Origin of the sequence: Streptomyces sp. URMC 127 (assembly GCF_051386535.1) — a bacterium.
Lineage (GTDB): Bacteria > Actinomycetota > Actinomycetes > Streptomycetales > Streptomycetaceae > Streptomyces.
In genome coordinates this window covers 1-22,349 of record NZ_JBPQTW010000111.1, presented here as the reverse complement: position 1 = coordinate 22,349, position 22,349 = coordinate 1, and the positions used below count along the sequence as shown (strand labels likewise).

Here is a 22,349-nt window from a genome sequence, read left to right as displayed (position 1 = left end):
GCCGTGGTGGCCACGGGCCGTTCGGACTTCCCGAACCAGATCAACAACGTGCTGGTCTTCCCGGGTGTCTTCCGCGGTCTGCTGGACGCGCAGTCCCGTACGGTCAACACCGAGATGATGCTGGCCGCCGCTCGGGCCCTGGCCGACGTCGTCACCGAGGACGAGCTCAACGCGAACTACATCATCCCCAGCGTCTTCAACGAGAAGGTCGCGGGGACGGTCGCGGGCGCCGTGCGCGAGGCCGCGAAGGCCGCCGGCGCGGCTGTGACGGGCACCACGACCGTCTGATGACGGCGCGTCGCGGGCCTTCGGGCCCGCGACCTGCCCCTAAGGTGTCGGGCAGAAATCAGGCCGCAGAAATGCGGCCGTATCCGAGGCTGTGCCGCTTTCCGTGTGACTCTCCAGGGTGCCGGATTGGCTTTCCCGCCACTGGTGGGGGCAGGATGCGTAACCGGGCGCGAGGGTCTGGCAACGGACCCGGGTCCGGGGACTGTCCGAGGGCCCTGGCAGCATCGGCTTCGATCTCACGCCTCATTGGCAAGAAGAACACGGGAGTACAACATGAACCGCAGTGAGCTGGTGGCCGCGCTGGCCGACCGCGCCGAGGTGACCCGCAAGGACGCCGACGCCGTTCTGGCCGCGCTCGCCGAGACCGTCGGCGAGGTCGTCGCCAAGGGCGACGAGAAGGTCACCATCCCCGGCTTCCTGACCTTCGAGCGCACCCACCGTGCCGCTCGGACCGCTCGCAACCCGCAGACGGGTGAGCCGATCCAGATCGCTGCCGGTTACAGCGTGAAGGTCTCCGCGGGCTCCAAGCTCAAGGAAGCCGCCAAGGGCAAGTAAGCCTTCGGCGCTGCGCTCAGCGCCGAGAGGGCGGTCACCCCTGCGGGGGTGGCCGCCCTTCGGGCTTTCCGGGGCCGCCTGCGGGCCTCACGGGGGCCGTCCGGCCCCTTGGGCCACCCGGATGCACGTAAGCGCCTGTACGGGCCTTGGATGGCCCGTACAGGCGCTTACGGTTCGTCAGAACTGCGTCTTCCCGGGGGATGACCCCAGGACCCCCGGCCGGGGGTCCGTCGTGGGGTGCGGGAGCGTCAGGCGGCGGTGCCGCCGGGGAGCTCCACGTTCGCCCCGAGATCCTTCAGTTTCTGCATGAAGTTCTCGTAGCCGCGGTTGATGAGGTCGATGCCGTGGACCCGCGAGGTGCCCTCGGCCGCCAGGGCCGCGATCAGGTACGAGAAGCCGCCGCGGAGGTCCGGGACGACCATGTCGGAGCCCTGCAGCTTCGTCGGGCCGGAGACGACCGCCGAGTGCAGGAAGTTGCGCTGGCCGAAGCGGCAGGCGGAACCGCCCAGGCACTCGCGGTACAGCTGGATGTGAGCACCCATCTGGTTCAGCGCCGACGTGAAGCCGAGGCGCGACTCGTACACCGTCTCGTGGACGATGGACAGGCCCGACGCCTGCGTCAGCGCCACGACCAGCGGCTGCTGCCAGTCGGTCTGGAAGCCGGGGTGCACGTCCGTCTCCAGCGCGATCGCGTTGAGCGAGCCGCCCGGGTGCCAGAAGCGGATGCCCTCGTCGTCGATCTCGAAGGCGCCGCCGACCTTGCGGTAGGTGTTGAGGAAGGTCATCATCGAGCGCTGCTGCGCGCCGCGCACGTAGATGTTGCCCTTGGTGGCCAGCGCCGCGGACGCCCAGGAGGCCGCCTCCAGGCGGTCCGGGAGGGCGCGGTGGTTGTAGCCGCCGAGCTTGTCGACACCGGTGATCCGGATGGTCCGGTCGGTGTCCATGGCGATGATCGCGCCCATCTTCTGCAGCACGCAGATGAGGTCCTCGATCTCCGGCTCCACGGCCGCGTTGGACAGCTCGGTGACGCCCTCCGCCAGCACGGCGGTCAGCAGCACCTGCTCGGTCGCGCCCACGGACGGGTACGGCAGCCGGATCTTGGTGCCGCGCAGCCGCTGCGGGGCCTCCAGGTACTGGCCGCCCTCGCGCTTCTCGATGGTCGCGCCGAACTGGCGCAGCACCTCGAAGTGGAAGTCGATCGGCCGGCCGCCGATGTCGCAGCCGCCCAGGCCCGGGATGAAGGCGTGGCCCAGCCGGTGCAGCAGCGGGCCGCACAGCAGGATCGGGATGCGCGAGGAGCCGGCGTGCGCGTCGATGTCCGCGACGTTGGCGCTCTCCACGTAGGTGGGGTCGAGGACCAGCTCGCCGGGCTCGTCGCCGGGGCGGACGGTCACGCCGTGCAGCTGCAGCAGCCCGCGCACGACGCGGACGTCGCGGATGTCGGGGACGTTGCGCAGGCGGCTGGGGCCGTGCCCGAGCAGCGCGGCGACCATGGCCTTGGGCACGAGGTTCTTCGCGCCGCGGACACGGATCTCGCCCTCGAGCGGGGTACCGCCGTGGACAAGCAGGACATCGTCAGGGCCGGTCATGGATCTCGCGTTCCTGGAGTTGGGCAGGGGGCAAGAAGAAAGGGTAATGCGACGAGGGGCCCCCGCTGCATGCCTGAGGGGCCTTGCGGCCGTCATGGCTTTGCAACAACACGCTCCGTTAATGGAATGGTCGCTACCGGTTATCGGCGGCGCGTCGCGGGCCGCCGCTTTCTTGCCGGAGTGGGCGTCCACCCTCCGCGCGGGCCCGAAATGCGGGATCATGTGCCCATGTCCGAGGTGTCCTCGCTCACAGGACGACTGCTTGTCGCGACACCGGCGCTCGCTGACCCGAATTTCGACCGCGCGGTGGTGCTGCTGCTCGACCACGACGAGGAGGGTTCCCTCGGAGTGATCCTGAACCGCCCGACCCCCGTCGGCGTGGCCGACATCCTGGAGTCCTGGGCCGCGCTGGCCGGGGAGCCGGGCGTGGTCTTCCAGGGCGGGCCCGTCTCGCTCGACTCGGCACTGGGCGTGGCGGTGGTGCCGGGGGAGGGGCCCGGCAAGACGGGATCCTCCTCCGCCGTCGCCGGCGACGGCCCGCTCGGCTGGCGGCGCGTCCACGGCGCGATCGGCCTCGTCGACCTGGAGGCCCCGCCGGAGCTGCTCGCGGCCGCCCTCGGCTCGCTGCGGATCTTCGCCGGGTACGCCGGCTGGGGCCCGGGCCAGCTGGAGGACGAGCTGGTGGAGGGCGCGTGGTACGTGGTGGAGTCCGAGCCGGGCGACGTCTCCTCGCCCGATCCGTCGCAGCTGTGGCGCGCCGTGCTGCGCCGCCAGCGCAACGAGCTGGCCATGGTGGCCACGTATCCGGATGACCCCAGCCTGAACTGACCCGGAGGGCCTCCCGGCGTAATCCGGAGGCCTCCCGGCGTAAACCGGAGGGCCTCCCGGCGCCGTCCCGAGCCCTCCCGGCGTCGTCCCGGGCCCACCCGGCGGAAAAGCGCGCGACCTGCCGGCGAAACGGCCGGACCGTGGATCGGTGCTCGGCGGTGCGCCCCAGTACCCTTGGAGACCATGAGCACTCTTGAGCCCGAGCGCGGGGCAGGGACCGGCACCCTCGTAGAGCCGACGCCGCAGGTGTCGCACGGCGACGGCGACCACGAGCGCTACGCCCACTACGTCCAGAAGGACAAGATCATGGAGAGCGCGCTCTCCGGTTCCCCGGTCGTCGCCCTGTGCGGCAAGGTCTGGGTCCCGGGGCGCGACCCGAAGAAGTACCCGGTCTGTCCGATGTGCAAGGAGATCTTCGACGGCATGGGCGCCGGCGGGGACAAGGACGGCAAGGGCGGCGACAAGAAGTAGCCCCCGGCCTCCCGCCGCAGGCCGCACACATCCTTCCCGGCCCCCGGGACGCGCTCCGGCGCGTCCGGGGGCCGTGTGCGTTTCTGCGGAGCCGCTGCCGGAGCGCCGCTGCCGCACGGCGCCGTTGCACAGGGCGCTTTCGCCGATCACAGAGTGGTAGAGACCTCTTGTCGGGGCCATGGCACGCCCCTAGTCTCCTGCCAGTTGTGCTGAGCAAAACGCCCATTGCGTATGTTGCAACGCCACGCGGGAGGGACCCTCATGACACCGTCCGGCCGCTTATCCGGGGTGGTGGCCCTGGTGGCCGTCACCGCCCTGGCCGCCTGCGCCCCCTCCACCTCCGCGGGCGCCGCCCGGGGCGACGAGCGGACGGGCCGCCTGCGGGTCTGGCTCTTCCGGGAGGTCGACAACGGGCCCAAGGCGGCCGTGGTCGGCAAGGCCGTCGACGCCTTCGCCCGGGAGCACCGCGGCGTCCGCGTCGACGTCACCTACATCCCCGTCGAGACGCGCGCCCAGCGGATCAAAGCCGCCTTCAACGACCCCCGCAGCGCCCCGGACGTCATCGAGTACGGCAACACCGACACCGCCGGCTACGTGCGGGACGGCGGACTGGCCGACGTCACCGCCGACTTCGCCGCCTGGCCCGAGGCGCGGGACACCGATCCCGCCGCCCGCAGCTCCGTCACCGTGGACGGGAAGGTCTACGGCGCCCCCCTGTTCGTCGGCGTCCGCGCCCTCTACTACCGCACGGACGTCTTCCGCGAGCTCGGCCTGCGCCCGCCGCGCACCCAGGCCGCGCTCGCGGAGACCGCCCGCCGCATCCACCGGGAGCGGCCGGAGCTCTACGGGCTCGTGGTCGGCGGCTCGTACACGTACGGCGCCCTGCCCTTCGTGTGGGCCAGCGGCGGTGCGATAGCAAAGAAGAAGGGCAGGAAGTACACCGCGGCCATCGACAGCGAGGCGGCCAAACGCGGCATCGCCGCGTACACCGGTCTCTTCGGCGAGCACAACTGCCCGCCCGCCAAGTGCGCGCAGCTGGGCGGCAACGCCACCGTCGAGGCGTTCGCCTCCGGCAAGGCGGCCATGGCCATCGGCGGCGACTTCAGCCACCGGGCCGTCGAGAACGGCAAGGCCGGCGGCAGGTACGCGGTCGTCCCGCTGCCCGGCACCGAGGACGGCAGCATCGCCCCCGCCTTCGCGGGCGGGAACAACCTGGGGGTCCTCAAGAGCAGTTCCCACCGCACGCTCGCCGTCGAGCTGATGCGGGCCCTGGCCGGCAAGCGCACCCAGGCGGAGCTCTTCGACGCCATGGGCTTCCTGCCCACCTACACGGACGTACGCCGCGAGGCGGCCCGAAGACGGCCCTACGTCGAGCCCTTCGTGAGGACGCTCTCGGCCGGCGCGGCCTTCGTGCCCGTGACCCCCGCGTGGAGCGCCATCGACGCGGGGCAGGTGCTGCCGGTCATGTTCCAGGAGATCGTGAGCGGCCGCAGGAGCGTGGACGCGGCGGCCTCGGCCGCGGCGCAGAAGATGAACAGCGCCTTCCGGGCCGCGGGCTGAGGCGGCGGGCCGGCACGATGCGCACCCACAGCCGGTGGACGCCCTGGCTCTACCTCGCCCCCGCCCTCGTCCTCCTCGGCGGCCTGCTGCTCTACCCGGTCTACCAGCTCGGGCTCATCTCCTTCCTGGAGTACACCCAGGCCCAGGTCAGCGGCGGCCGCCCGACCTCCTTCCAGGGCTTCGGCAACTACGCCGAGCTCTTCCGCGACGGCCAGTTCCGGGAAGTGCTCGCCGTCACCGTCCTCTTCGCGGCCGCGTGCGTGCTCGCCACCCTGGTCACCGGCTGCGCGCTCGCCGTGCTCCTCACCCGCGTCCGCGCCCTGCCCCGCCTCGCCCTGATGACCGCGGCGCTCGGCGCCTGGGCCACGCCCGCCGTCACCGGCTCGACGGTCTGGCTCTTCCTCTTCGACCCCGACTTCGGGCCTGTGGACAAGCTGCTCACCCGGCTCGGCATGAGCGGCTTCGACGGCTACTCGTGGACCTACGACCGCTACAGCGCCTTCGCCCTCGTCCTCCTCGAAGTCGTCTGGTGCTCGTTCCCCTTCGTCATGGTGACCGTCTACGCGGGCATCCGGGCCGTTCCCGGCGAGGTCCTGGAGGCCGCCGCCCTGGACGGCGCCTCGCAGTGGCGCACCTGGCGCGCGGTCACGGCACCGATGCTGCGGCCGATCCTGGTCGTCGTCACCATCCAGTCCGTCATCTGGGACTTCAAGGTGTTCACGCAGATCTACGTCATGACCAACGGCGGCGGGATCGCCGGGCAGAACCTGACCCTGAACGTCTACGCCTACCAGAAGGCGTTCGCGTCCTCGCAGTACGGCCTCGGCTCGGCGATCGGCGTGGTGATGCTGCTGATCCTGCTGGCGGTCACGCTCGCGTACCTGCGGCTGCTGCGCAGGCAGGGGGAGGAGCTGTGAGCCGGCGGCGGCAGGGAAAGGGCGGCCGCCGGGGCCGGCTCGCCGCGGAGGCGGTGGCGCTGCTGACGGCGGCCGTGGTCGCCTTCCCCCTGTACTGGATGGTGCTCTCGGCCCTCGAACCGCAGGACGAGGTGCTGAGCGACCGGCCCCGCCCCTGGACGCCCGCGCCCTCCCTGGACGCCTTCCGCCGCGTCTTCGGGCAGCAGGACTTCGCGCGCTACTTCCTCAACAGCCTGCTCGTCGCGGGCACCGTGGTCGTCGTCTCCGCGCTCGTGGCCTTCCTCGCCGCGACCGCCGTCACCCGCTTCCGCTTCCGGTTCCGCACGACGCTGCTCGTGATGTTCCTCGTCGCCCAGATGGTGCCGGTCGAGGCGCTCACCATCCCGCTGTTCTTCCTGCTGCGCGACGCGGGCGCGTACGTGCCCGGCATCGGCCTCAACACGCTCGGCTCGCTGATCCTGCCGCACATCGCCTTCTCGCTGCCCTTCGCCGTCTGGATGCTGCGCGGGTTCGTCCGGGCGGTGCCCGAGACGCTGGAGGAGGCCGCGTACCTCGACGGCGCGACCCGCGCCCGCTTCCTGTGGCGGATCCTCTTCCCCCTGGTCTTCCCCGGCCTCGTCGCGACGAGCGTCTTCTCCTTCATCTCGACGTGGAACGACTTCCTCTTCGCGAAGTCCTTCATCGTCAGCGCCACCGAGAACTCCACCCTGCCGATGGCGCTCCTCGTCTTCTTCAAGGACGAGGGCAACGACTGGGGCGGCATCATGGCGGCGTCCACCGTCATGACCGTGCCGGTGCTCGTCTTCTTCGTACTCGTACAGCGGAGGCTCGTGTCGGGCCTCGGCGGAGCGGTGAAGGACTGATGTCATGACCGTCCACGGAACCGTCCACGGAACCGGCCAGGGAACCGGCCGGGGAACCGGCCCCCGGGCGGGCCGGGAGCCCGGCACGGGCACCAGCCTGATCCCCTTGCCTCGTCAGGTCGTCCGGATCCCGGCCGCGGACGACTGCGTCCTCGACGATTCCACTTCCGTCAGCGCCGCGCCCGGCACGGAGGGCGTGGCGCGCTGGCTGCGCGCCACGGTCGGCGCGGCCACCGGACTGCCCTTGCCGGACGGCGGCGGTGGCACTGACGGCGAGGGCGGCACCGGCAGGGGCGGCGGTGGCGAGGGCGGGCACCGCGGCCGCATCGTCCTGCGCATAAGCCCGGAGGTGGCGGACGAGATCGGCCCGGAGGGATACCGGCTGCGTGCCGGGGGCGGCGGAGTGGTCATCGACGGCGGCAGCGCGGCCGGCGTCTTCTGGGGCGCGCAGACCCTCCGTCAGCTGCTGGGTCCCGGCGCCTTCCGGCGGGCGCCCGTGACCGGCAAGCGCGCATGGACCGTGCCCGCCGTCGCCGTCGAGGACGCGCCGCGGTTCCGGTGGCGCGGTTTCCTCCTCGACGTCGCCCGCCACTTCCTCCCCAAGGACGGCGTGCTGCGCTACCTGGACCTGCTCGCCGCGCACAAGCTCAACGTCCTGCACCTGCACCTGACGGACGACCAGGGCTGGCGGATCGAGATCCGGCGCCACCCCCGGCTCACCGAAGCGGGCTCGTGGCGCCCGCGCACCAAGCTCGGCCACCGGGCCTCGCCGCTGTGGGACGAGCGGCCCCACGGCGGCTACTACACCCAGGACGACATCCGCGAGATCGTCGCGTACGCCGCCGAGCGCCACATCACCGTCGTCCCCGAAATCGACGTCCCCGGGCACTCGCAGGCGGCCATCGCCGCGTACCCCTGGCTGGGCAGCACCGACGCCGTCGACACCTCCGCCCTCGGGGTGTGGGACACGTGGGGCGTCAGCCCGAACGTCCTCGCCCCCTCCGACCGGACCCTCGCCTTCTACGAGGACGTGCTCACCGAGGTGCTGGAGCTCTTCCCGTCCCCCTTCGTGCACATCGGGGGCGACGAGTGCCCCAAGGACCAGTGGCGGGCGTCGCCGGCCGCGCAGGCCCGCATCCGCGAACTCGGCCTGGGCGGCGAGGACGAGCTGCAGAGCTGGTTCGTACGGCACTTCGACCGCTGGCTCGCCGACCGCGGCCGCCGCCTGACCGGCTGGGACGAGATCCTGGAGGGCGGGACGGCGGAACGGGGCCTGACGGAGGGCGCCGTGGTGTCCTCCTGGCGCGGCTACGCGGGCGGGATCGCCGCGGCGCGCGCCGGCCACGACGTCGTCATGTGCCCCGAGCAGCACGTCTATCTCGACCACCGGCAGGCGCCCGGCGCCGGCGAGCCCGTCCCCATCGGCTACGTCCGCACCCTGGAGGACGTCTACCGCTTCGAGCCCGTGCCGCCCGGCCTCGGCGAAGCCGCGGCCGCCCGCGTCCTCGGCGCCCAGGCCAACCTCTGGAGCGAGGTGACGGAGAGCCCGCAGCGCCTCGACTACCAGGCGTTCCCCCGCCTCGCCGCCTTCGCCGAGACCGTCTGGTCGCACCTGCCCGCCCCCGCCGAGCGCGACTACCCGGCGTTCGAACGCCGTATGACCACCCATTACCACCGGCTCGACGCCCTCGGCGTGGACTACCGGCCCCCGGGCGGCCCCAGGCCCTGGCAGCGCCGCCCGGGCATCCTCGGACGCCCGATCGAGGGCGCGCCCCCGATCGTGTGAGCCACGGCCAAGCTGCGCGTCACGGCGGCGGACGGCTGGCACGGTGGTCCTTCACACACTGCCGTAAGTCGCAAAAAGGCCCCCTAAAAATGGCAATCCGTACACAGCGGGGATACTCCCGGAAATCGGACCATTCGTATTGCCGGGGACGGATCGGCGGTTCGTGGACCCTCGCGACGGCGGAGTCCGAAGATGTGCCAGAGTTGCCACGTCCGGGCCGTGAGGACGTACCGTACGGCGGGATCGTACGGCGGGATCAGGCCGGACAGCCGGGACCACCGGGGAAGGGGCAGCTGGGTTGACCACGCACGCACCGCAGGCGGCGCACACGGTGACGCTGCCGGGCTCGCTCGACGAGGCCGTGGCGGCGCTGGCCGCCATGCCCGCGGCCGTGCCCGTGGCGGGTGGCACCGATCTGATGGCCGCCGTCAACTCCGGGCTGCTGCGGCCCGCCGGGCTCGTCGGCCTCGGCCGCATCAGCGAGATCCGCGGCTGGCAGTACCAGGACGGCCACGCCCTGCTCGGCGCCGGCCTCACCCACGCCCGGATGGGACGCCCCGACTTCGCGGCCCTCATCCCGGCGCTCGCCGCCGCCGCGCGCACCGCCGGCCCGCCCCAGATCCGCAACGCCGGCACGCTCGGGGGCAACATCGCCTCCGCCGCGCCGACCGGCGACGCCCTGCCCGTCCTCGCCGCCCTCGAAGCCTCCCTCGTCATCGCCGGGCCGGGCGGCAGCCGCCGCGAGATCCCCGTCGGCCACCTCCTCGCCGGCTACGAGATGCTCGGCCCCGGCGAGCTCATCGGCTACGTCCGCGTGCCGCTGCTGCACGCCCCGCAGACCTTCCTCAAGGCCACCGGGCGCACCGGCCCGGGCCGCGCCACGGCCTCCGTCGCCGTCGTCCTCGACCCCGCCCGGCGGGGCGTGCGCTGCGCGGTGGGCGCCGTCGCGCCCATGCCGCTGCGCCCGCTCGACGCCGAGCGCTGGGTCGCCTCGCTCATCGACTGGGACGGCGAGCGCACGCTCGCCCCCGAGGCGTGCGCCGCCTTCGGCGAGTACGTCGCCGCTGCCTGCATCCCGGACCCCGCGCCCGCTCCCGACGGCGGGGAGCCGGGCACCCTGCCGCCCGCCGCGCTGCACCTGCGTCGTACGGTGGCGACTCTGGCCCGCCGAGCACTGGGGAGGGCACTCGCGTGAGTGACGAACAGCGACAGGCCCACGCCGCCGGCCCGGGCGGCTGGCAGCCGATCCCGCGCGGCGGGGAGTACGACGAGGGGACCGCGTTCCTGCAGCTTCCGCCGGAGCTCCTCGCCCACCCGGGGGCGGCCATGTCCGGGACGGGCGCCTGGGATCCGCTGGCCGCGGCCGGTTCGGGCGGATATGTGCCGCCGTCGGCGGAGTCGTGGCAGCAGCCGGCGGGGGTTCACGGCGAGTGGGGGGCGCCTCAGGCGCCTCAGATGCCTCAGATGCCTCACTCCGGTGTCTACGACGCGCATGTCCATGACGCGCATGTCCACGACGGGCAGCGCGACGGCGGGGCGCACGGCGCCGCCGATCCGCAGGCCACGGCGGAGTGGCCCATGCCCGGGGACGGTTCGACGGGCTCGGCCGGCTCGATCGGGTCGACCGGTCAGTGGTCCGTTCCGGCCGCGGGCGACGATCCCGTGGACGAGTCCGGCGAGTACCTCGTCCACGGCGGCCCGGCGCCGGAGGCCGCGGGCGCGGCTCCCGCCCCGGAGCCGTGGACCGCGCAGCCCGTGGACGACTCCTGGCGCCGGTCGCTGGCCGCGGCCACCCCGGCCGCCGGGACGCCCGTGGGGGTGCCCGCGGCGGGCGCTGACGGTGGTGCCGGCTCCGGTGGTACCGGCACCGGCGACACCGGTCAGTGGTCGGTTCCGGTTGTGTCCGGGGAGGCGGCGGAGTCGCCCGACGCGTCCGGTGAGTACGCGCTGGACGGCTTTACGGGCCCGGTTGCCGGGAATTCCGCTTCCGCCGATTCCGCGGCCGTGGACGTGAACGTGACGGGTGCGTTCACCGTGCCGCAGTACGTCACCGAGGTCACCGGTACGGGCGATAATCCGGGCGGGGCGGAGGCGGCTGCGCAGGCGGCCGGCGTCGTTGCCGCGGTGGAGGAGCCGGGGCAGCCCGAGGAGCCCGCGCGGCAGGAACAGCGCGAGCAGCAGCACGAGCAGCCGCAGCACGAGCCGTACGAGCGGCACGAGCAGCCGGAGGAGCCGCAGCAGCCCACTCAGCCGGCGCCGCAGCAGCCGATGCACGCGGAGTCGTTCGGGCACGGGGAGCCTCACGCCGCTGAGCGTCCGGAGCAGCCGGGGCAGGTGGAGCAGCCGGAGCAGACGGAGCCGGGGCAGTCAGGGCAGCCGGGGCAGGCGGAACAGGCTGAGCAGCAGCACGGCCAGCCCACGATGCCCGAGCCGTTCGTGCCGCAGCAGGGCGGTCCGGAGGCTGCCGCTGCCCACGCCGCGGCCGAGCCCGACGCCGATCCCGTAGCCGTAACGGCAGCCGAAGCGCAGCCCCACGACTCCCTCGGGGCCGATCCCCTCGGGGCCGACCCCCTGGGCCCCGACCCGCTCGCTCCCCACACCGAGCACCCCTGCGCCTCGTACGTTCTGCGCGTCAACGGCACCGACCGCCCCGTGACCGACGCCTGGATCGGCGAGTCGCTGCTCTACGTGCTGCGCGAGCGCCTCGGCCTGGCCGGGGCCAAGGACGGCTGTTCGCAGGGCGAGTGCGGGGCCTGCTCCGTGCAGGTCGACGGGCGGCTCGTCGCGTCCTGCCTCGTGCCGGCGGCCACGACCGCCGGCTCGGAGGTCCGTACGGTCGAGGGCCTGGCCGTGGACGGCCGGCCGTCCGACGTGCAGCGGGCGCTCGCCGAGTGCGGTGCCGTGCAGTGCGGCTTCTGCGTGCCGGGCATGGCGATGACCATGCACGACCTGCTGGAGGGCAACCACGCCCCGACCGAGCTGGAGACCCGCCGGGCCATCTGCGGCAACCTCTGCCGCTGCTCGGGCTACCGGGGTGTGCTCGACGCGGTCCGCCAGGTCGTCGGGGAGCGCGAGGCTGCCGCGGCGCACGAACAGGAGCTCCAGCAGGACTTCCAGCAGGACTTCCCGCAGGACTTCCCGCAGGGCGAGGACCTGCAGCAAGGACTGGACCCGCAGCAGGGACTGGACCCGCAGCAGTACGAGGCTGTGCAGGCTCAGCAGGCCATGCAGACTGTGCACTCGGATGCGGACCAGGCCCGCATCCCGCACCAGGCGGGCCCGCACGGCGGGGGCAGCGGAAGGGCGACGGCATGACGGGAAGCGGCGGAATGGGCGGTATGACGGGCATGGCCGGTATGGGCATGACCGACGGCGGCGCCACGGCCATCACCGTCCCGTCGCTCGGTTCGCCCGGCCCCGCCGAGCCGACGCACGGCATCGGCGCCTCCCTCCCCCCGGCCGACGCGGAGGCCAAGACCCAGGGCGTCTACCCGTACGCGGCCGACCTGTGGGCGGAGGGCCTGCTGTGGGCCGCGCTCCTGCGCTCTCCGCACCCGCATGCCCGCATCCTGTCGGTCGACACCTCCGAGGCCGCCCGGATGCCCGGCGTCCGCGCCGTCATCACGCACGCGGACGTGCCGGGCGACGCCGCCCACGGGCGCAAGGTCGCCGACCGGCCCGTCTTCGCGTCCGACGTCGTGCGCCACCACGGCGAGCCGATCGCCGCCGTCGCGGCCGACCACCCCGACACGGCGCGCCTGGCCGCGGCGGCCATCGCCGTCGAGTACGAGGTGCTGGAGCCCGTCACCGATCCGGAGCAGGCGTTCTCCGCCGAGCCGCTGCACCCCGACGGCAACCTGATCCGCCACATCCCGCTGCGCTTCGGCGACCCCGAGGCGGTCGGCGAGGTGATCGTCGAGGGCCTGTACCGGATCGGCCGCCAGGACCCGGCGCCCATCGGCGCCGAGGCCGGCCTGGCCGTGCCCCGCCCCGACGGCGGCGTCGAGATCTACACCGCGTCGACGGACCCGCACGCCGACCGCGACCTCGCCGCGGCCTGCTTCGGCCTCGCGCCGGAGCGCGTGAAGGTCGTCGTCACCGGCGTTCCCGGCGCGATGGGCGACCGCGAGGACCCCGGCATCCAGCTGCCGCTCGGCCTGCTCGCGCTGCGCACCGGCCACCCCGTCAAGCTCGTCGCCACCCGCGAGGAGTCCTTCCTCGGCCACCCGCACCGCCACCCCACCCTGCTGCGCTACCGCCACCACGCGGACGCCGACGGCAAGCTGGTGAAGGTCGAGGCGCAGATCCTGCTGGACGCGGGCGCCTACGCCGACTCCTCCTCCGACGCCCTGGCCGCCGCGGTGGCCTTCGCCTGCGGCCCGTACGTGGTCCCGCACGCCTTCGTCGAAGGCTGGGCCGTCCGTACGAACAACCCGCCGTCCGGCCACGTGCGCGGCGAGGGCGCCATGCAGGTGTGCGCCGCGTACGAGGGCCAGATGGACAAGCTCGCGGCGCGCCTCGGCCTCGACCCGGCCGAGCTGCGCCTGCGCAACGTGATGGCGACGGGCGACCTGCTGCCCACCGGCCAGACCGTCACCTGCCCCGCCCCGGTCGCCGAACTCCTGCGCGCCGTCCGCGACTACCCGCTGCCCGCCCTCCCCTCGGACGACCCCGAGGAGGAGTGGGTGCTGCCCGGCGGCCCCGGGGGCCCCGGCGAGGCGGGCGCGGTCCGGCGCGGCGTCGGCTACGGCCTGGGCATGGTGCACATGCTCGGCGCGGAGGGCGCGGACGAGGTCTCGACGGCGACGGTCAAGGTGACGGGCCCGACGGCCACGGTCATCTGCGCCGCGGTGGAGGCGGGCCAGGGCTTCGCCACACTGGCCCGGCAGATCGTCCAGGAGGTCCTGGGCATCGACGAGGTCTACGTCGCCCCCGTCGACACCGACCAGCCCCCCTCCGGCCCCGGCGCGCACAGCCGCCACACCTGGGTCTCGGGCGGCGCGGTCGAGCGCGCGGCGCGGATGGTCCGGACGCAGCTGCTGCAGCCGCTGGCGGCGCAGTTCGGCATGTCCGCGGAGCTGCTGACGATCGCCGACGGAAAGATCACCTCGTACGACGGCGTCCTGAGCACGACGGTCGCCGAAGCCCTGGACGGCAAGGAACTCTGGGCCACGGCCCAGTGCCGCCCCCACCCCACGGAGCCGCTGGACGAGTCGGGCCAGGGCGACGCGTTCGTGGGCATCGCCTTCTGCGCGGTGCGCGCGGTCGTGGACGTGGACGTGGAACTCGGCTCCGTCCGCGTGGTCGAAATGGCGGTCGCCCAGGACGTCGGCCGGGTCCTGAACCCCGCCCAGGCGCGGGCCCGCATCGAGGCGGGCATCACCCAGGGCGTCGGCGCGGCCCTCACGGAGAACCTCCGCACGGCAGGCGGAATGGTCCGCCGCCCGGACTTCACGGGCTACGCCCTGCCCACGTCCCTGGACACCCCGGACGTCCGCATCGTCAAGCTGGTCGAGGAGAGGGACGTCGTGGCCCCCTTCGGCGCGAAGGCGATCAGCGCGGTCCCGGTCGTGACGTCCCCGGCGGCGGTGGCGGCAGCGGTACGAGCGGCAACGGGCCGCCCGGTCAACCGCCTCCCCATCCGCCCGCAGGCGGCGGTGGCCGTCAACTCCTGAGTATTCGTACTCCTTGAGTACCCGTACTTATGTGAGTGTCACTGCACGGCAGTAGTGTGTAGCGTGAAGTTACATGGGGTGGGCAGTGGTTGTGGGTGGGGGAAGGCAGTGAAGAGGCGCACGTGACTGAGCAGGCATCGCCCAAGGGGGGCTTCGCAGCCGAACTGGCCTCGCTGAAGAAGTTCAAGGGCCGGGTGGACGAGCTGCTGAGGACGCTCGACGAATCCGACGGGGCGCCGAGCAAGGTCGCCGACACGGCATTGACGCAGGCCCACCTGGGCGAGGGTTTCAACGCCGCCGAGGCGCTCTACGGGGTCTACCACTCCGTCCACGCAGACTTGGTGACACTGTCCAAGCTGCTGAACGACCAGATCGGGGCACTCGGCGACGCCATGCTGGAAGCCCACGGAGGCTACGCCACCACGGACGCGGAAGAGCGGGAGAAGCTCTGGGCGATCCACGAGCGGATGCAGCGCCAGTACGACCCGAAACTCGACCCGGACGCGGAGGCGGCGCAGCCGCACACGTCGAGGACGGGGCCCCGTACGGACTTGCACAGCGGTAGCGGACCAGGCGGACGTGTCCACCTCTAGGCACGGAAAGGACGCACATCACTCATGACCGACCGAGCCCTGCCCAGAAGTGACAAGGACCCCCGGGCACTGCCGATGTGCATGCCTGTCCAGGACTTCTACGCCATCCCGCACCAGAAGCTCCAGGCAATGGTCGAGCACGCGGACCAGCACAAGGTCTTTGCAGTCGCCCTCACACTCAAAGGCGCGGCCCAGGCCATCAAGAAGCTCGGTGACGACCTCAAGAAGCACATGGAAGGCGTCATCTGGTCGGGTGAGGCCGGCGAGGCCTTCCGCAGGTGGGGTAACTCCATGGCCAACGAGACCATCCGGCTCGGCGACTATGCCATGAAGGTCAACGAGTGGATGAACTACGCGTCCACGGACCTGGGCAGCGCACGGCGCATGCCGAAGTACTCGCCCGAGGACAAGGCCACGGTCGATGCGTGGCTGAAGAACCACCCGTTGGCGCTGGGCAAGGTCCCCATGCCCGGCCTGGAGCCTCTCGGCGGCAACAACCTGGTGAACGGCGGCCCTACGCAGAAGGAGGCGTACGACGCCCAGAAGCGGCTGGAGGACAACCACAAGGCAGCGGCGGGGCTGATGAAGGCGCTGGCGGAGTCGTATGACCAGTCGGCGACGCAGATCTTGCGGGTGGCTCGGCCTAATTTTCGGCCTATGCCGGAAAAGGTGATGCCGCCAGTCTGGGACCCTGAACGGGACGGCAGTGAGCACGTCGGCTTGCCCGGTGACGCATCCAGCGCGCAATTGTCTGGTGGAGCTGCTGGGGCCTCGGCGGGCGGTTATTCCGGCCGTGAGGCGCTTGGACGGAGTGCCGCGGGAGTATCGGCACCATCCGAACCTGTGGAGCAGATCGGTCGGCGTCCGCACCTTGACCTCTCCGGTGGTGTTGAGACACCGCATCGTGTGCCGGTACCGCAGCCCGACCGACCTCCGGTCACTCTGCCGGACGCCGGGAAGCCGCAGATTCCCATGCAACATGTCCCTGTGCCGAACTGGCCGGGGCCTGAGCAACGTCCCGGTGTAGGCCGTCACCAGGGAAGGCCGATTCCTGATCGGGGCGGACGGCCGACGCCCAGGGTCCCGACTCCGGGGACCGGACCCGGTCCCAGCCGCCGGCCGGACATCCGGCTGCCGAACGCACCGCGCGACGGCATCGTCGGTGGCCGTCCCACGCCACGTGGACAGTCCGTGCCGACGCAGACGCCTGGACGGGCTCCGGTATTCGGCACGGAACCCTCCCCGCGGCCGGGTCAGACGCGTCCGCCCATGGTCCCCGGTACGGGCTTTGGTGGAGTGCCCGGGCCTGCAACCGGTAGCTCAGGAGCTGGAGCTGGAAGGGCCAGGGCGACGGAGCCCGGCGGAGTCGTCGGGGGTCGCCCCGGGGGCGGCGGTTCAGCCTTCACACCGGGAGGCACCGGCCTGGTCCGCGGAGCAGGCGCGGGGGAGAGTCGCAACACCGCCACTGGCAGGGGCGGCATGATGGGCGGCTTCATGCCTACGGCTGGTGTGGGCGGTGCCTCTTCGGAGCGGCGCTCAGGCGGTCGACGCCCCGAGTACCTGGTCGAGGATGAGGAGACTTGGAACCAGGATAGTAAGCGTGTTGTGCCGCCGGTGATTGAGTAGAGGACATCTACATGCGCAGTGCTCGTGCCATTGCTTCGCTTTCGGCAAGCCTGGTCTTGGTCGGGGGGGTCGCAGCTTTGCCGGCTCACGCCGACACCATCCGCTCCAGCCAATGGCACCTGGACGCCATGCACGCGGACGAGATGTGGGAGACCAGCACTGGTGCCGGGGTAACAGTGGCGGTCATAGACACCGGAGTTGATAGGAGTCTGCCTGACCTACAGGGGCAGGTCCTCGATGGGAAGAACTTCTCGGGTGAGCCCGGGGATGCCCACACGGATCCCGAGGGGCACGGGACGGGCATGGCCGCCCTGATTGCTGGAACAGGAGGGCGAGGCAGGTATACGGGAGCCTACGGTCTTGCTCCGGGGGCGAAGATCCTCCCCATTCGCGTCGGAGGAAAATACTTCAAGGATGAATCCGAGAACATGGTTGCCGCACTCCGGTATGCAGCTGACTCGGATGCCAGGATCATCAATATCTCGCGGGGCGGTCCGGGGCATAACGAGGAAGAGGAAAAGGCCATCGCCTACGCTCTCGGCAAAGGAAAGATGATCTTTGCCTCGGTCGGCAACACGGGCGACAAGGGAAACTTGGCGGAGTATCCATCCTCCGCTCCAGGTGTCATCGGCGTGGCTGCACTCGATCGGGATGGCGCTGCCGCCAAGTGGTCGCAGCACGGGCCCCAAGTTGACCTCGCTGCCCCGGGGGTAGACATGGTTGCAGCCTGCCCGGGTGGCACGGGTATATGTCGAAGCAAGGGTACAAGTGACGCTTCGGCTCTCGCCTCCGCCTCCGCCGCCCTGATCTGGTCCGTACACCCCAACTGGACCGCCAACCAGGTCACTCGCGTCCTCATCAACACCGCAGGGAAGCCTGACACCGGCGAGAAGCGCAACGACTACGTAGGCTACGGCGCCGTCCGCCCCCGTATCGCGCTCAAAGACCCGGGCGACCCGGGTCCCGCCGACGTCAACCCCCTCCCGGGGCCGACCGCTTCGCAGGAGCCGAAGACCGGCGATGGCACGGACAGTGCCGACCGCCTGTCGAAGCACCCCGGCACCGAAGCCTCGGCCAACAGCGGCGGCGGCACCCCCACCAAGTGGATCGCCCTCGGCACCGGCGCCGCAGTCCTGGTCGCAGCCGCCATCACCACCCCCATCATCCTCAACCGTCGCCGCAAGGCCGCTCAGGGCACCACCGGCCCGTAACCGGGCCACTGTGACCCGCCAACGACTTCCTATGCCGGTTGGGCGATAAGAGGCCAACAAGGGATCTGTGCCCTGGCCATCTTCCCTGCTAGGTTCGAACGCACGAATGCCCTGGTCGCGCAGGGCGTAAAGCCGAGCCTTCCGGGGGGGAAATGCCATGGCTTTCGAAGAGGAATGGGGAGAGCTCCGGGCTGAATCCGTCGCCCGGACACGGCTCAACGGCACGTCGCCGGGACCTCTCGGCGGGGTCGGCGACAGTCAAGGACTCTCGTCTTCCGCCGCCAAGAAGAAGGCCGCTGTCGCGGCTCTGGAGCAGCATGTCCAGCCCGACACAGGCGCGGCCGGCAAGCTCATGGACGAGGCCATGGAAGCGGCTGGCAAGGGCTTCAAGGACTGGGCCACCGGGGCAGGCCTCAACGAGGCCCTGAAGGGCTGGCGTGCGTCGGTCAAGGCGCTGCAGAACCGTCTCTCCGCCGAAAAGTCTGCGCTGAGTGGCACCAACGTATTGTTCCAGGGCGCCGACCTGGGCCTGGGCGGCGAATTCGCGCGCCGCTTCCCCTCCGCGCCCCCGCGCCTGCCCGGTCCGGTCCCGGCCGACGGCAAACCGCTGTTCCCGTCTCGTCTGGCGGACTACTGAAGGGGAGGGACGGCACATGCTCACCTACCACCAGGTCATGACTACCGACCTCGCCCTGCTGACGAAGGCAGCCGAGAAGTGGGACAGGGCCGCGAAGGACTTCGAGACCGTACAGAAGACGTACAACAGCCAGGTACGGAACGTTGGCATCGATGGCTCGTGGACCGGCATCGCCCGCACGTTCGCGGAGACGGCCAACAAGCAGACGTACGAGCAGTACACGGCGGCGGCCACGGAAGCCCGCGCCATCGCGTCAGTGCTCCGGGACGCCCACACCCAGTTCACCGAGTTGCGGGGCAAGCTCAAGACTCTCTTGGCGGAAGCTGCCGAGAAGGACATAAAGATCGATGACAACGGCCGGGCGACCTACACGAAGAAGGCCGGCAACGACCCCGACCGCCAGACTGCCCTCGCCGACATCCGGAAGGCTGAGGATTCCTGGACCAGCAGCGTCGCCGCCCTCGTCCAGGCCTTTGACGATGCCGACCAGGGCGTGAAACTGGCCCTCTCCGCCGCTGTGCAGGACACCGACAAGCACGACGGCATCGACCACAGCTTTAATGCCAAGGCCGAGGGCGACATTGAGAAGGTCGAAGGCCGGCGTGAGGCCGAACTGGCGACCAAGCTCAGTTCCACGGGGCATCTCGACGCCAAGGAGCTGGCCGAGATGCAGCGGCTCTTCCGCGACAACGAGAAGAGCAAGGAGTTCAGCCAGACCCTCTTGAGCACCCTCGGCCCGGAGGCCACCATCAAGTTCACCAACAAGGTGAATGAGATCGCGCATGACTCCGGCACCAAGAACAAGGCCGACTACCTCAGTCTGGACAGGGGGATGGCGCGGAGTCTCGGTGCGGCCATGCAGGTCCCCGGCTTCAGGGTCGACGGCAAGCAACTGGCACCGGGCACGCAGGAGTACTACCAGGCGTACAAGAAGTGGCTCGACAGCCCGGACGGAAGCTTCTATAAGCACTGGATGCACGGTCTGAAAGCCGCTGGTGTCAAGCAGTACAAGCAGGATGGCCTGACTGATAATCTGCGTATCGGCGAAGGCCGGGAACAGAAGGTCCGCGGGTACCAGTGCCTGGTGACGATGATGCAGAACGGCGGCAACTACTCGCCTCAATTCCTGCATGATCTGACGGACGACATGATGGCGGCCGAGAAGAAGGATAAGAACATCTGGGACCTTTACGGTCCGTTCAGCAAGAAGGACACGAAGTGGTTCGCCTACGACCCCGTGGACCGGGCGCTGGGCATCATGAGCAAGAACCCCGAAGCGTCCACTTCATACTTCGATCCCAAGGCTGTCGTCTTTGATCGCGAGGCGAATGACGGGGCGGGCGTCTACAGCAAGAACGATCGGTTCGACTATCTTCGCGAGAAGCGGGACTGGGCCGTCATGAACACGGTCGATACCAAGGGGAACTGGGAGCACACCGGGCCGGACGCGGAGGCCAAGGACGGCCACAAGGGCTTCGGTGAGGCGCTTCAGGCTGCCGCCACGGGACGGGCACCCGGCGTGCATGCGGCAGAAGGAAGCCCGCAGCATACCGACACTCAGGTGCGCATATTTGAGGACATCGCTTCGAAGTATGCCGATTACACCGCGACCAACCCGAGTGGTATGCCGGCGAACATGCGGCAAAGCATGTCCTATATCGTCGCTGACTACCCGAAGGATGTGCACGACATCCTGGGAAAGGGTGGCGACGTGCAATTTGGTGATCACCAGGCCCATATAGGACGCAAGGAGCTCACCCAGTTCATTCGGGCGGCATCCGAGGACGGTGGGGCCTACCAGACCATGCACTATTCGCAGACCCAGGAAGCCGCTCGTATGGTCGAGCGGCTGGGGCACGACGATTTCACCAAGAAGCATACAAGTGAAGGCCCGGATATCCCTCTTGGTGGGACCGGTGAGTCCGCACGCGCCCTGGGGGCCCTCGACGGTGTGCGGGCCGAGGTGATAGCTGCGCACCGTGACAGCGAGATCTTCCAGAACAACTGGAACGCCAAAATAAATTACCATGCCATCGGCGCGCCTCTCACTCTTATTCCCTATGCGGGAGACAGTATCCAACGCTACGTGGATGTAGGGACGTCCGAATACGCGAACAACCTCAATGACAAGGTGACGGCCAAGAGTAAGGACGAGCTGATAAACCTGTACGACGAGGGCCAGAAGGAATTGGAGGCCATGCTCATCAAGCGCGCCGAGGCGCTCGATGTGAAGCCGCATGAACTCAAGGTCGCCGGCGGGCGGGGGCAGGATCTACTGACACAGGCCGGATACGGCTATGCGGACGGCATCGGGCGTTCCCGTCGCAGCACCGGCGAGGTGAGCTGATGCTTGGCTGGGGCGCTGGCCTGTCCTCCTCTCGTCGTGGAAAGGCTGTTTCCATCGTCTTGGCCGTGGGGCTTTTCGTAGGCGTTGGCATTGCGATATTCGCATGGAATCGAACTGATAAAGAAGTGGAGCGGCAGAGTTTCTGCTGGGGCCTTCTCGCCAGGGACGACGTCACTTCGGTGGGCGTCAACCTTTCCAGCTACTCGATGAAGGAATCTGAAAGTCCTGCCGATTACACTGTTACGCAATCCTGTGAGATCTATACTCCGTCGGCCAGTACGCTTTCTGCGCTCTCTCTGGAGTACGGTGGATCCTCCCGGAATTGGCCCTATGGTGTTCGCGCGAACTCTAGTAACATGACTCAATCGCTGGGGCGTTTCCCTCTCGGCAACGGACTCAACGGCTGGACCGGCCGTAACGAGGCGGCAGTGTGGCTGCCCGATGCCTGCAGGCGGGCGGCCAAGAGCAACAACAACCCCGTTCAGCTGACCGTTACGCTCCGGGACAGCCCGGAAGATGCTCGGGGAAGCGAGGAAACGCGGGCGAGGATGAGTAAGGTGCTGATGAAGGCTGCCACGGTCCTGACCCGAGAGCTGGGCTGTGCCACCGACACCTTCGTGGTACCTGAGTCGGCGCCGAAATCGCCTGTGGAACGTGACGCGCCAAGCGATCAAGCCTGCGGGCTCACCGGCTTCGCTCCGTTCCGGAACGTAGGCTCGGCATCCGGCGTTCGGGAGATTGTGTCCGGAGACGACTACCGGATCTGGAGTTGCGCGCTGAAGCAGCCTGAGGGGATGCTCGTCTCGTTCAATATCACCACGCATCCCCAGTTGACCGACGAGTATGCCCGCCGAGTATCCCCGAACAAGCTGGCTGATGCGGTATGGAACGGCGAGGGAAATATTGCCGACCGGAGCCCCTCCGTCATGATGCAGTGCGGAGAAAACAAGGCCCTCATTCGTATGTCGTATCCGGATGGCGAGCAGAATCCGAAAGCCCGTCAGCTGGCAGCGGAGAAACTCGCCCCTCAACAGGGGCTCTTCGAGCAGTTCGTCATCGCCGCGAGCAAGCGTCTCGGCTGTGAACTCTCCGGGCAGAAGCCATGACAGAGAATCGTCGTCAAGGGTGAGCATTCGTCGGGCCAAGTTCAGCGAGTTCCAGCAGCTGCGTCGGGCTTCTATCCCATGCGGCTGCGGAACTCGCTCATGGTCATGGTCTTGTCCTTCGGCGGTAGCGTGACGGTGAAGTTTTCGCCGAACGAGTCGTACGTCGTGGTGCTCGTGCGGCCGTCTCGTGTGGACTTCAGCTGCACAAGCCGGTACGTGCCTTCACTCGCGATCTGATAGATGCCCTGCGCAAGGGAGGCTGGCAGCAGGGGGGGTGGGGGCTTGGGGTCGCGGGGC

19 protein-coding genes are annotated in these 22,349 nt (G+C 70.1%); 17 read left to right on the top strand and 2 right to left on the bottom strand.

What is annotated here, in order from left to right; genetic code table 11:
* Together ACSNOH_RS21395 and ACSNOH_RS21390 are read left to right on the top strand one after the other, a co-directional pair.
* Positions 1 to 288, top strand: a 288-nt coding sequence (locus ACSNOH_RS21395) for a malic enzyme-like NAD(P)-binding protein (protein WP_436723012.1), incomplete at its 5' end; no start/stop codon positions are given.
* A 273-nt stretch (positions 289 to 561) separates the two neighbouring features.
* Positions 562 to 843 carry an HU family DNA-binding protein gene (locus ACSNOH_RS21390; RefSeq protein ID WP_004951951.1) on the top strand — a complete coding sequence of 94 codons (282 nt, stop codon included), beginning with the start codon at positions 562 to 564 and terminating at the stop codon, positions 841 to 843.
* 248 nt (positions 844 to 1,091) lie between these two features.
* On the opposite strand, the gene murA is transcribed toward ACSNOH_RS21390, so the two are convergent.
* Positions 1,092 to 2,432, bottom strand: coding sequence for a UDP-N-acetylglucosamine 1-carboxyvinyltransferase (gene murA / locus ACSNOH_RS21385; protein ID WP_436723011.1), 1,341 nt, complete (start codon positions 2,430 to 2,432; stop codon positions 1,092 to 1,094).
* A gap of 228 nt (positions 2,433 to 2,660) precedes the next feature.
* Between murA and ACSNOH_RS21380 the strand changes: the two genes are divergently transcribed.
* From ACSNOH_RS21380 to ACSNOH_RS21310, 15 genes are all read left to right on the top strand, one after another.
* Entirely contained in the window at positions 2,661 to 3,260 is a 600-nt protein-coding gene (locus ACSNOH_RS21380) for a YqgE/AlgH family protein (RefSeq protein ID WP_436723010.1), read from the top strand.
* Between the two features lie 183 nt (positions 3,261 to 3,443).
* Positions 3,444 to 3,731, top strand: coding sequence for a DUF3039 domain-containing protein (locus ACSNOH_RS21375; protein WP_436723009.1), 288 nt, complete (start codon positions 3,444 to 3,446; stop codon positions 3,729 to 3,731).
* Positions 3,732 to 3,992: 261 nt separating this feature from the next.
* Complete coding sequence (locus tag ACSNOH_RS21370; RefSeq protein WP_436723008.1) at positions 3,993 to 5,291, top strand: extracellular solute-binding protein; 1,299 nt, start codon at positions 3,993 to 3,995, stop codon at positions 5,289 to 5,291.
* Complete coding sequence (locus ACSNOH_RS21365; RefSeq protein ID WP_436723014.1) at positions 5,288 to 6,208, top strand: carbohydrate ABC transporter permease; 921 nt, start codon at positions 5,288 to 5,290, stop codon at positions 6,206 to 6,208. Before ACSNOH_RS21370 ends, ACSNOH_RS21365 begins: the two co-directional genes overlap by 4 nt.
* A complete protein-coding gene (locus ACSNOH_RS21360) occupies positions 6,205 to 7,071 on the top strand; it encodes a carbohydrate ABC transporter permease (RefSeq protein ID WP_436723007.1) in 867 nt (288 codons plus the stop codon). The genes ACSNOH_RS21365 and ACSNOH_RS21360 overlap by 4 nt, the downstream gene beginning before the upstream one ends.
* A 4-nt stretch (positions 7,072 to 7,075) precedes the next feature.
* A complete protein-coding gene (locus tag ACSNOH_RS21355) occupies positions 7,076 to 8,857 on the top strand; it encodes a beta-N-acetylhexosaminidase (RefSeq protein ID WP_436723006.1) in 1,782 nt (593 codons plus the stop codon).
* 298 nt (positions 8,858 to 9,155) lie between these two features.
* Complete coding sequence (locus ACSNOH_RS21350) at positions 9,156 to 10,052, top strand: FAD binding domain-containing protein (RefSeq protein WP_436723005.1); 897 nt, start codon at positions 9,156 to 9,158, stop codon at positions 10,050 to 10,052.
* On the top strand, positions 10,049 to 12,172 hold the full coding sequence (locus ACSNOH_RS21345; protein ID WP_436723004.1) for a (2Fe-2S)-binding protein: 2,124 nt from the start codon (positions 10,049 to 10,051) through the stop codon (positions 12,170 to 12,172). The genes ACSNOH_RS21350 and ACSNOH_RS21345 overlap by 4 nt, the downstream gene beginning before the upstream one ends.
* Positions 12,173 to 12,219: 47 nt before the next feature.
* Positions 12,220 to 14,532 (top strand): xanthine dehydrogenase family protein molybdopterin-binding subunit, encoded by a 2,313-nt coding sequence (locus ACSNOH_RS21340; RefSeq protein ID WP_436723013.1) that lies wholly within the window; start codon positions 12,220 to 12,222, stop codon positions 14,530 to 14,532.
* Between the two features lie 122 nt (positions 14,533 to 14,654).
* The gene (locus tag ACSNOH_RS21335; protein ID WP_436723003.1) at positions 14,655 to 15,125 is read left to right on the top strand and encodes a hypothetical protein; all 471 of its coding nucleotides are present in this window, start codon (positions 14,655 to 14,657) and stop codon (positions 15,123 to 15,125) included.
* Between the two features lie 24 nt (positions 15,126 to 15,149).
* The gene (locus ACSNOH_RS21330; protein WP_436723002.1) at positions 15,150 to 16,751 is read left to right on the top strand and encodes a hypothetical protein; all 1,602 of its coding nucleotides are present in this window, start codon (positions 15,150 to 15,152) and stop codon (positions 16,749 to 16,751) included.
* A gap of 11 nt (positions 16,752 to 16,762) precedes the next feature.
* A complete protein-coding gene (gene mycP / locus ACSNOH_RS21325) occupies positions 16,763 to 17,962 on the top strand; it encodes a type VII secretion-associated serine protease mycosin (RefSeq protein ID WP_436723001.1) in 1,200 nt (399 codons plus the stop codon).
* 157 nt (positions 17,963 to 18,119) lie between these two features.
* On the top strand, positions 18,120 to 18,599 hold the full coding sequence (locus tag ACSNOH_RS21320) for a hypothetical protein (RefSeq protein WP_436723000.1): 480 nt from the start codon (positions 18,120 to 18,122) through the stop codon (positions 18,597 to 18,599).
* Between the two features lie 16 nt (positions 18,600 to 18,615).
* Positions 18,616 to 20,946: a hypothetical protein gene (locus ACSNOH_RS21315; RefSeq protein ID WP_436722999.1), complete on the top strand. Its 2,331-nt coding sequence runs from the start codon at positions 18,616 to 18,618 to the stop codon at positions 20,944 to 20,946.
* On the top strand, positions 20,946 to 22,052 hold the full coding sequence (locus ACSNOH_RS21310; protein WP_436722998.1) for a hypothetical protein: 1,107 nt from the start codon (positions 20,946 to 20,948) through the stop codon (positions 22,050 to 22,052). The genes ACSNOH_RS21315 and ACSNOH_RS21310 overlap by 1 nt, the downstream gene beginning before the upstream one ends.
* A 71-nt stretch (positions 22,053 to 22,123) precedes the next feature.
* Here ACSNOH_RS21310 and ACSNOH_RS21305 read toward each other — a convergent pair.
* Positions 22,124 to 22,349: hypothetical protein (locus tag ACSNOH_RS21305; RefSeq protein WP_436722997.1), on the bottom strand; the 226-nt coding region annotated here is incomplete at its 5' end.